Source organism: Maribacter sp., from assembly GCF_039968975.1.
GTDB lineage: Bacteria > Bacteroidota > Bacteroidia > Flavobacteriales > Flavobacteriaceae > Maribacter.
Genome location: NZ_JBDVOT010000146.1, coordinates 1 through 8,970 on the forward strand (window position 1 = coordinate 1; position 8,970 = coordinate 8,970).

The window sequence follows — 8,970 nt, forward strand, 5'->3', positions numbered from 1 at the left end:
TTGATAATAGTGAGCAGTTAATTCAGGTAGCCTTGAGCGATTCACTTTTTAATGAATTAATACGTCAGATAGAAAAGGACTTTGTTCTTGCTAATATTCCTTTACAGTTACCTGAAAGTTTAGATGGTAATACGATTATAACTCTCATTCGTGAAAAGGTGTATTACTTAATGATGGAGCATTTTGCGGAATATTTGAACTTAATGTACATTATAGATGTACCTGAGCATGAATTTCAGCATATAGAAATAACGGATACCGTTGACGTTGCCGATCAAGTTACATTGTTGATTCTAAAAAGAGCGTATAAAAAGGTATGGTACAGAAATCGGTACCAATAGCATTAGATACTACACTTTTACATAAATACCTTTTTTGTCCATGATGTAACCAACTAACCAGCAGGTAAACATTATCCACAGAGCAAATAATAGTGAGCCAAAGTAATTGCCGGCCGTAGCAATAAAAATATTATCAGCTATCCAATTATAGGCATTCGTACCTTTCATTGATATCTCTGCCAAACTAATAATAAATAGTTCGGATAATAGATAAATGAATAATGTATTTCTACCAAATACTTCAAAGAAATACGTCCATTTACCAGGTTTTGACATATCTAATAGATAGATTAAAATAGCTATGATGAATATATCAATACCGCTGGTAAGTAATACAAAAGAACTGGACCAAAGCTTTTTGTTGAAAGGGAATATTAAATCCCACGCAAATCCCGCAATTATAAGTATGCCTGCGGCCATTAAGAGTTTAGAAATGGTTTCAAAATTTTGACCATTCTTTTGAATGAATTTCCCTGTAAAATATCCGGCGATAACATTTACTATGGCAGGTAAGGTGCTTAATAAACCTTCAGGGTCAAAAGCTACTCCTCCATTGCCGTGATACATATGATTTGCTCCAATTAGAAATTTGTCAAGTTTTAAAACGGCATTGCCCATTAAAGAGAAGTCTCCAAATACAACCAATATAATATGGTAACCTATTAATGCTAGAGCACTAAAAATTAAAACCGATTTTGTTTTAAAATAATAGAGTAGAATAGAAGCGAAAAAATAGCATAGGGCAATACGTTGTAATACTCCAAATATTCTGGTCTCTGCAATAGGTTTTAAACCACCATTTTCAAAAAAAGGAAACCAATACATAAGAAAACCTAGTAAGAATATAATTGAAAAACGTTTTAGCACCTTTTTGAAAAATGCTCCGCTTCCCAAATCTGCGTACTTCTTCATGCTAAAGCTCATGGCGTTACCAACGACGAATAGAAATGTAGGGAAGACTAGATCAGTAAGTGTAAAACCGTTCCAAACGGCATGTTTTAAGATTCCGAGACTAGTATCTCCGTTTCCGGGAGAATTTACAATAATCATAAGGGCAACATCCATCCCTCTAAAAACATCCAATGAAAGATATCGGTTCTTTAAATTATTCATGTTGGTTGGTTTGGTCCTACGAAAGATAATGATTTATTAAAAATAAACACGTACAAAAGGCATTAGTGCATTTCCGTAAATACTTTTGTTGTCATCATATAGTAAATCGTAGCGTAGTCCTAATGTTACATTGCTGTTACTATACCCTGCGCCAATGAAAAAAGCCGGTACCCAATAATTGTCCTCTATGTCTATGGTCTGGGTAGCTATAGTTCTATTTATACGTAATTGTTCAAATTCTGCAGAAAGCTGTATTTGTGGAATTGGGTTGTAGAGTGAAAGAACACTACCGCCGTAAGCCAGTAATTTATCTTCATCAAACTTGGCATAGTTGAAGCTTAAACTTGCTCCAGATGCAAATTGCTCGTTAAACTGATAAATAGCACTTGGTGCAATTGAACCATTAAATCCATTATTTGTGAAACCCAAGCCAATACTACCGCCAAATCTTACGTTATTCCAGAAATCAGCATTGGTTTTTGAAGATTGAGCTAGAGAGAAAGTGATATTTAGTGTTGCAAGCCCTATGAAAATTAAATTTTTTAAGCTCATGTGATGATTTTGTTTTAAAGTTTCGTTTTTTTCAATAATACATGGTATTCTATCGTTAGATATTGTAAATGTTGTATTTTTGTTAGAAATTTATTCTAAAGATACAGAAAGTAATTCATGGATAAATATTCCTTTTTAAATACCGTTCATACCTCTTTTTTTTCAGAGTTATACGATAAGTACTTAGTAAATCCAGATAGTGTAGAGCCAAGTTGGAGAGCCTTTTTTCAAGGATTCGATTTTGGAATGGAAAGCTCTTTAGATGAGCTGGAAATCGATGAAAATCGAACTACAGTCGTTGTAAATGGCCATTCGAGTGAAATGCCAGAATCTCTTCAAAAAGAGTTTCAGGTAATTCGTTTGATAGATGGTTATAGAAGCAGAGGTCATCTGTTTACTAAAACAAATCCCGTACGTGAGCGAAGACATTACGAGCCAACTTTAGAAATTGAAAACTTCGGATTAGCTTCTTCTGATCTGGATACTATTTTTAATGCAGGTGACGTAATTGGTATAGGTCCAAATTCTTTAAAAGAGATTGTTAGACATTTACAAAGTATCTATTGTGATGCTATTGGTGTAGAGTATATGTATATACGTAAGCCAGAGCGTGTTAAATGGATTCAAGATTGGATAAATGTAAATGACAATCATCCTAATTTTGAATCAGACCGTAAAAAACATATTCTTAAGAAGTTAAATCATGCTATTTCTTTCGAATCTTTTTTGCATACTAAATATGTTGGGCAAAAAAGATTTTCTCTGGAAGGGAACGAATCACTGATTCCTGCCTTAGATGTAATTGTGGAGCGCGCCGCTGAAATGGGTGTTAAACAGTTTGTTATGGGTATGGCACACCGTGGTCGATTAAACGTACTTACCAATATTTTCGGTAAATCTGCCAAAGATATCTTTAGTGAGTTTGATGGTAAAGATTACGAGCAAGAGATTTTTGACGGTGATGTTAAATACCACTTAGGTTGGACTTCGGACAGAAAATCTGATAACGGAAATAAAATTAAGATGAGCATTGCTCCAAACCCATCTCACTTAGAGACGGTCGGTGCAGTAGTTGAAGGTATTGCCAGGGCAAAACAAGATGCAGACTATCAAGATGATATTTCTAAGGTGCTTCCTATTGTAGTACATGGTGATGCGGCAATAGCGGGTCAAGGTTTGGTTTATGAAGTTGTTCAAATGGCTGGTCTTGATGGTTATAAGACTGGTGGTACTATACATATAGTAGTAAATAACCAAATTGGTTTTACTACCAACTATCTAGATGCTAGAACATCTACCTATTGTACTGATGTTGCTAAGGTAACATTGAGTCCGGTATTACATGTTAACGCTGATGATGCCGAAGCGGTAGTACATGCTTCTTTATTCGCTTTAGAATACAGAATGCGTTTTAAAGGTGATGTCTTTATAGATTTGTTAGGTTATAGAAAATACGGGCATAATGAAGGTGATGAGCCTAGATTTACACAGCCTAAATTATACAAAGCAATATCCAAGCATAAAAATCCAAGAGATATTTATGCTGAGAAGCTTATGCAAGAAGGTGTTATTGATGGCACTTATGTAAAGCAATTAGAAAAGCAGTATAAAGATTCTCTAGAAGAAAAATTAGAAGATTCACGTAAAGAAGATAAAACCGTAATTACACCGTTCATGGCAGATGAATGGAAAGGTTTTGAAAATGTGCGTGAGTGGGAAATGATGGATGCGGTGAATACAAAATTCACTAAAACCAAATTAAATAAAATTGCCAAAGTAATTACAGCATTACCAGAAGGTAAGAAGTTTTTACGTAAGGTGGAGAAATTGGTTAAGGACAGGTACAAAATGTACTTTGAAGCTGATAACTTAGACTGGGCAATGGGTGAGCTTTTAGCTTATGGTTCATTATTGGAAGAAGGTTATGCAGTTCGTATGTCTGGGCAAGATGTTGAACGTGGTACTTTTTCTCACCGACATGCGGTAATGAAAGTAGAAGAAAGTGAAGAAGAGGTAATTTTATTAAATCACCTTTCTGAAAAGCAAGCTAGATTTCAAATATATAATTCATTGTTGTCAGAATATGGTGTGGTAGGTTTTGACTATGGTTATGCCATGGCAAGCCCTAATACATTAACTATTTGGGAAGCACAATTTGGAGATTTCAGTAATGGAGCCCAAATTATGATTGACCAGTATATTTCTGCAGCAGAAGATAAGTGGAAGCTTCAAAATGGTTTGGTAATGTTATTGCCGCATGGTTATGAAGGTCAAGGTGCAGAGCACTCTTCGGCAAGAATGGAGCGTTACCTACAATTATGTGCCAAGGATAATATGTATATAGCAGATGTGACTACACCAGCACAGATGTTCCATATTCTTCGTAGACAAATGAAGTCTAATTTTAGAAAGCCTTTGATCATATTTACTCCTAAGAGTTTATTGAGACACCCTAAGGCGGTATCTAAAATTGCAGACTTGACCAATGGAGGATTCCAGGAGGTAATAGATGATGAAGCTGCAGATGCTAAAAAGGTAAAAAGTTTGGTATTCTGTACTGGTAAATTCTATTATGATTTGCTAGCAGCTAAAGAAGAGGGCAAAAGAGATGATGTAGCTCTGGTAAGGGTAGAGCAATTGTTCCCAATACCTGAAAAACAAATGACAGCGGCTATTGCAAAATATAAAAATGCAGATGACGTTGTATGGGCTCAAGAAGAACCTAGAAATATGGGGGCATGGAGCCACTTGTTAACGCATTTTGACGAAGCTAGAAATTTTAGAGTAGCATCTAGACGTTTTTATGCAGCGCCAGCGGCAGGTAGTTCTGTACGTTCAAAAGCACGTCACCAACAAGTTATAGATTACGTCTTTGACAAGACAAAGGACAATATGTCCAAACCTAAAAAATAATATAACATATCAAATTATAGAAAGAATGATTCTAGAAATGAAAGTCCCTTCGCCGGGAGAGTCTATCACAGAGGTAGAAATAGCGGAATGGTTAGTTGAAGATGGGGATTATGTAGAAAAAGATCAAGCAATTGCAGAAGTAGATTCAGATAAAGCTACTTTAGAATTGCCTGCAGAAGTAAGTGGTACAATTACATTGAAAGCAGAAGAAGGTGATGCTGTTGCCGTTGGTGCTGTCGTTTGTTTAATTGATACAAGTGCTGCAAAACCAGAAGGTGATGCAGATGAATCAAGTACTCCTAAAGAGGAGAAAAAAGAAGCACCTAAAACTGAAAAAGCTCCTCAGCCTGCAAAGGCAAAAGAGACGTATGCATCTGGTGTACCTTCACCTGCTGCTAAGAAAATACTAGATGAAAAAGGAGTAGATAGTAAATCTGTTTCTGGTTCTGGCCGTGATGGTAGAATTACCAAAGAAGATGCTGTTAGTGCAGTACCTTCTATGGGGTCGCCAACAGGTGGAAATCGTGGTGAGTCTCGTTCCAAACTATCTATGTTACGTAGAAAAGTTGCTGAAAGATTGGTTTCTGCTAAGAATGAAACAGCAATGTTGACCACTTTTAACGAAGTGGATATGAGTGCTATTTTTGAGCTTAGAAATAAGTATAAAGTAGACTTTAAAAATAAGCATGGTGTAGGACTTGGCTTTATGTCTTTTTTCACTAAAGCTGTAGTTAGGGCTCTAGAAATGTATCCTGCTGTTAATTCTATGATTGACGGTAAGGAAATGGTTTCTTATGATTTCTGTGATATTAGTATTGCGGTTTCTGGACCAAAAGGATTAATGGTGCCTGTTATACGTAACGCTGAGAACTTAACGTTTAGAGGTGTTGAAGCTGAAGTTAAAAGATTGGCAATAAGAGCACGCGAGGGTGAAATTACTGTAGATGAAATGACAGGTGGTACATTTACTATTACTAATGGTGGTGTATTTGGTTCTATGTTGTCTACGCCAATAATTAACCCACCGCAAAGTGCAATTTTAGGTATGCATAATATTGTTGAAAGACCAATAGCTAGGGATGGAGCTATTGCAATTGCACCTATTATGTATGTTGCGGTTTCTTATGACCACAGAATTATTGATGGTAAAGAATCTGTAGGTTTCTTAGTTGCAATCAAAGAAGCTTTGGAAAATCCTGAAGAATTATTGATGGATAATAATGTAAAGAAAGCTTTAGAAATGTAAATATTCTAAAGCTCTTAATATAAAAAAGCGTTGAGGTAAACTCAGCGCTTTTTCTTTTTTAAATAAATGCACTTTTTGTTGTAGTCGATAATTGCTTTCGATTTTTTTAAAATGTCTGCACCAATAATTCCGTCAACCGGTGCTGCATTGTGCGCAGTTAGTGCTTCGTTAACGTGTTTTAAATCGAAAAGAACAATCTCTAGTTTTTTGTACCTCCATGAATTTATATCAATAGTATTCTTTTTAGAGACTAAGGTTTCCATATTGGTGGCGCCTGCACCTGCGGCTTTAATGATAGATTCTTCAGAGATTAATTTAAAGTGATTAATACGGTCCATTCCAATGCAGGTATTAGATGCTCCGGTATCTAAAATAAAGCGTCCTTCTACTTCGTTTATTTCTGCATTAATTTCAAAATGGTCAGTAGCTGTAAGTACTAACGGAATGCGTACATAGTTTTTATCCTTCAAAAATTTTTTGAGGGTAGTCATAATTCATTTTTTTCAAAGATAAGTCTATTTTTGCGGCATGATTATAACAGATACCCATACACATTTATATAGTGAAGCTTTTGATGACGACCGAAAAGAAGCTGTGCAAAAAGCAATTGATTTAGGAGTGAAACGGTTTTTTATTCCTGCTATAGATTCTACTTATACGGAAAGTATGTTGGCGTTAAAGAAAGATTTTCCAGAGTATATGTTCTTAATGACAGGTTTGCACCCAACGCATGTGAAAGAAGATTTTGAAAAAGAACTAATGCATGTTGAAGAAATGTTGGGTAAACATACCTATTATGCCATTGGGGAAATAGGAATTGATCTGTATTGGGAAAAGAAGTATTTGAAAGAACAGCAGTTGGCATTTAGAAAGCAAATTCAGCTAGCTAAAAAGCATAAATTACCTATAGTGATTCATTGTCGAGATGCCTTTGATGAGGTATTTGAGATATTGGAAGAGGAAAATGGCGATGATTTAAGAGGAATTTTTCATTGTTTTACGGGGACATTTGAACAGGCGCAAATAGCTATATCATATAATATGAAGCTAGGTATTGGTGGTGTGGTTACTTTTAAAAATGGTAAAATAGATACTTTTTTAAATAAAATAGATTTAAAACACATTGTGCTTGAAACCGATTCGCCTTACTTGGCACCAACACCTTATAGGGGTAAAAGAAATGAAAGTGCATACATTATTAATGTACTTGAAAAATTAGCGGATATTCACGGTGTTCCAAATGAAGAGATAGCTTTATTGACTACAGAGAACTCTAAAGAGGTTTTTGGAATTTAATAAATAAAATAAGAAAGGGTTTGGGTGCAGATAAAAGAGATATTCTATTAATTTATACAGGTGGTACTATAGGTATGATGAAAGATTATACTTCTGGAGCCTTAAAAGCCTTCGATTTTTCGCAATTGTTAAAAAATATACCAGAGCTGAATCAATTGGATTGTACGATATCTAGTTTTTCTTTTGATCATCCAATAGATTCATCTAATATGAATCCTACACATTGGGTGGCTATTGCGGATATTATTTCAGAAAAATATCAAGATTATGATGGTTTTGTTGTGTTGCATGGTAGTGATACAATGAGTTACACTGCGTCTGCATTGAGCTTTTTGCTAGAAAACCTTTCGAAACCTGTAATATTGACTGGATCTCAATTGCCTATTGGTGATTTAAGAACAGATGCAAAAGAAAATTTAATTACGGCTATACAAATAGCTGCTTTGTATAAAAAGGGTAAGCCAGTTGTGCAAGAAGTTGGACTCTATTTTGAGTATAAATTGTATCGAGGTAATAGAACTACAAAGATAAATGCAGAACAATTTCAAGCTTTCGCTTCCTTAAATTATCCTCATTTAATAGAATCTGGAGTGCATTTGACCGTTTTTGAAGAATATTTATTGCCTCAAAAAAGGAAATTAACGTTAAAATCTCATAGAAATATGGATGATAATGTGGCGATTTTAAAAATTTTTCCGGGAATTAACAAAAATGTTATTGATGCTATTTTGCAAGCTGAAAATTTAAAAGTGCTGGTTTTGGAGACATATGGTTCTGGAAATGCTCCTATGGAAGAATGGTTTTTAGAGAAATTAAATAATGCAATAAATAAAGGTATTCATATAATTAATGTTACACAGTGTTCTGGTGGCGCAGTAATGATGGGGCATTATGAAACTAGTTCTAGGCTGAAAAAAATGCAAGTTATTAATGGTAAGGATATTACAACTGAGGCTGCCATTACAAAGGCAATGTACTTACTTGGCAGTGGTGTCTCTAATGAGTTGTTTAAAACTGTTTTTGAAACTTCTTTGCGCGGAGAGATGCTATAAATTTAACAGTGCTTTAATTTCTTAAACCAATATTTTTTTTGTTATTTGCCCACCCTTAAAAAAGGTATCTTAGAGAGGTGGCCGAGTGGTCGAAGGCGCACGCCTGGAAAGTGTGTATACCCCAAAAGGGTATCGAGGGTTCGAATCCCTTCCTCTCTGCAAGTAAATTTTACTTTTTTTATATTGTTTTTTTTTTATCTTTAACCCTATTAACTAACTAATTTAAGTTTGAAAAAATGAAAAAATTATTCCCAAGCCTAGCAGTCGCTGGGGCATTTGTAGCAGGTACAAATATTGTAAGTGCAAAAGTAGCAGCAGTAGCTTTGCTAGTTCAAGAAGGAGGAGCTGAAACTGAAAGAGGTTTTACTCAACTATTAAAAGAAATGTTTATTACAGGTGGTGCCGGTTTCATGGGTATCGTTCTTTTATGTTTGATCCTTGGTTTAGCAGTTGCTAT

At 35.1% G+C, this 8,970-nt stretch carries 8 protein-coding genes, 1 tRNA gene and 1 pseudogene; 7 read left to right on the forward strand and 3 right to left on the reverse strand.

The features are described 5' to 3' along the window. The coding region (locus tag ABJI11_RS09985; protein WP_348351734.1) for a hypothetical protein at positions 1 to 341 on the forward strand (341 nt) is incomplete at its 5' end. A 9-nt stretch (positions 342 to 350) separates the two neighbouring features. Here ABJI11_RS09985 and ABJI11_RS09990 read toward each other — a convergent pair. After that, complete coding sequence (locus ABJI11_RS09990; protein ID WP_348351736.1) at positions 351 to 1,454, reverse strand: DUF5009 domain-containing protein; 1,104 nt, start codon at positions 1,452 to 1,454, stop codon at positions 351 to 353. Between the two features lie 36 nt (positions 1,455 to 1,490). Further along, positions 1,491 to 2,006 (reverse strand): alpha-ketoglutarate decarboxylase, encoded by a 516-nt coding sequence (locus ABJI11_RS09995; RefSeq protein ID WP_348351738.1) that lies wholly within the window; start codon positions 2,004 to 2,006, stop codon positions 1,491 to 1,493. A gap of 117 nt (positions 2,007 to 2,123) precedes the next feature. Between ABJI11_RS09995 and ABJI11_RS10000 the strand changes: the two genes are divergently transcribed. Continuing rightward, a complete protein-coding gene (locus ABJI11_RS10000; RefSeq protein WP_348351740.1) occupies positions 2,124 to 4,919 on the forward strand; it encodes a 2-oxoglutarate dehydrogenase E1 component in 2,796 nt (931 codons plus the stop codon). 25 nt (positions 4,920 to 4,944) lie between these two features. After that, complete coding sequence (gene odhB, locus ABJI11_RS10005; RefSeq protein WP_348351742.1) at positions 4,945 to 6,165, forward strand: 2-oxoglutarate dehydrogenase complex dihydrolipoyllysine-residue succinyltransferase; 1,221 nt, start codon at positions 4,945 to 4,947, stop codon at positions 6,163 to 6,165. A 41-nt stretch (positions 6,166 to 6,206) separates the two neighbouring features. Here the strand turns inward: odhB and ABJI11_RS10010 are convergent, their stop codons facing one another. Further along, on the reverse strand, positions 6,207 to 6,656 hold the full coding sequence (locus ABJI11_RS10010; protein ID WP_348351744.1) for a retropepsin-like aspartic protease: 450 nt from the start codon (positions 6,654 to 6,656) through the stop codon (positions 6,207 to 6,209). 37 nt (positions 6,657 to 6,693) lie between these two features. Here ABJI11_RS10010 and ABJI11_RS10015 point away from each other — a divergent pair, with 37 nt between their 5' ends. From ABJI11_RS10015 to ABJI11_RS10030, 4 genes and pseudogenes are all read left to right on the forward strand, one after another. Then, positions 6,694 to 7,461 (forward strand): TatD family hydrolase, encoded by a 768-nt coding sequence (locus ABJI11_RS10015; protein ID WP_348351746.1) that lies wholly within the window; start codon positions 6,694 to 6,696, stop codon positions 7,459 to 7,461. Between the two features lie 20 nt (positions 7,462 to 7,481). Then, positions 7,482 to 8,513 (forward strand): asparaginase, encoded by a 1,032-nt coding sequence (locus ABJI11_RS10020; RefSeq protein WP_348351748.1) that lies wholly within the window; start codon positions 7,482 to 7,484, stop codon positions 8,511 to 8,513. Between the two features lie 71 nt (positions 8,514 to 8,584). Then, positions 8,585 to 8,672: transfer RNA gene (locus tag ABJI11_RS10025), tRNA-Ser, on the forward strand. A 77-nt stretch (positions 8,673 to 8,749) separates the two neighbouring features. Continuing rightward, a pseudogene (locus tag ABJI11_RS10030) lies at positions 8,750 to 8,970 on the forward strand (MotA/TolQ/ExbB proton channel family protein); the annotation flags it as partial.